The sequence below is a fragment of the Actinokineospora spheciospongiae genome (genome assembly GCF_000564855.1).
Lineage (GTDB): Bacteria > Actinomycetota > Actinomycetes > Mycobacteriales > Pseudonocardiaceae > Actinokineospora > Actinokineospora spheciospongiae.
Map to the genome: position 1 here is coordinate 1 of NZ_AYXG01000017.1, position 1,256 is coordinate 1,256.

General features: G+C 68.7%; 1 protein-coding gene and 1 tRNA gene. One reads left to right on the top strand and one right to left on the bottom strand.

The features are described from left to right. Positions 1-317 precede the first annotated feature (317 nt). Positions 318-400 (bottom strand) — tRNA-Leu (locus UO65_RS02130). A 142-nt stretch (positions 401-542) separates the two neighbouring features. Here UO65_RS02130 and UO65_RS02135 point away from each other — a divergent pair. Then, positions 543-1,256: DUF3662 domain-containing protein (locus UO65_RS02135; protein ID WP_035278215.1), on the top strand; the 714-nt coding region annotated here is incomplete at its 3' end.

Below are 1,256 nucleotides of genomic sequence, written 5' to 3' on the forward strand. Positions count from 1 at the left end.
CCCCGACCACCACTCACCCACCACTCACCCACCACTCACCCGCCCCCACCACACCATCCACCCCATCCCCACAGATGACCCCCACTGCGCCCCAACGCCCCACCGCGCACCCACCCCGAGCCCCGTCTCCAGACAAGGTCGCCGAACAAGGTCGCCAAATCGCTCTCCGCAGGAGATCCCCGCTGGTCAACACGATCGCGCCCAGCGCCCGCCAACCCAGGGAGCACGCACCGTGGGGGTCTGGGGGGTCGCCCCCCAGAGGGGGTGGACACACGAAAGCGGCGAGTGCTCTCCACGAGCACTCGCCGCCATTCGAGTGGGCGAGGGGGGAGTTGAACCCCCACGTCCTTTCGGACACACGGACCTGAACCGTGCGCGTCTGCCATTCCGCCACTCGCCCGAGTGGTTGTGTCCCCCGGGGGGAACGGGGAGAACACTAGCACGGTCCGCGGGGGGCCTCGCACGGGGTTCGCACATCCCCGTGTCGTGCCTGGCGCACCCGGATACGATCGGCACAGGAGCACGCACGGGAAGGAGGGTCCATGGGCATCGGGCAGCGGTTGAACCGCAAGCTGGAGGACATCGTGGGCAACTCCTTCGCGCGTGTCTTCGGTGGCAACGTGGTGCCCCAGGAGGTGGCGCAGGCGTTGCAGCGCGAGAGCGAGGACAACGTCCGCGAGTTGGCTGGTGGCCGGATGCTGGCGCCGAACCACTACGTGGTTCAGCTCGGGCCCGGCGACCACGACAACTTCGCGGGCGATGAAGACCGCATGAAGGCGCTGCTCGCGGACTGCGTGGCCGAGCATCTCAGCGAGCACGGCTGGGACACCTACGGCGACGTCGTAGTCTCCTTGGAGCGCTCCGACGCGCTGCACACCGGACAGTTCCGAACCCGCTCGTCCGTCGACCCCGACGTGAAGGCTCACGTCTCGGGCGCAGGCCACCAGGCAGGCAGACGGTCGGCACAACCCCGCAACGCAGGAGACCCATCCATGAGCCAGCCTCCCGGCTACGGCCAAGCGCCCGAGGGCGACCCTTACGGACAGCAGTACGGGTACGGCCAGGGGCAGTACGGCAACGATCCCAACTACGGCCAGCAGCAGGGCTACGGCCAGCAGCCGCAGCAAGGCGGCTACGACCAGCAGGGTTACGGCCAGCAGGGTGGCTACGACCAGCAGGGCGCCGGTTACGGCCAGCAGGGCTACGACCAGGGCTACAACCAGGGTTATGGCCAGCAGCAGGGCGGCTACGACCAG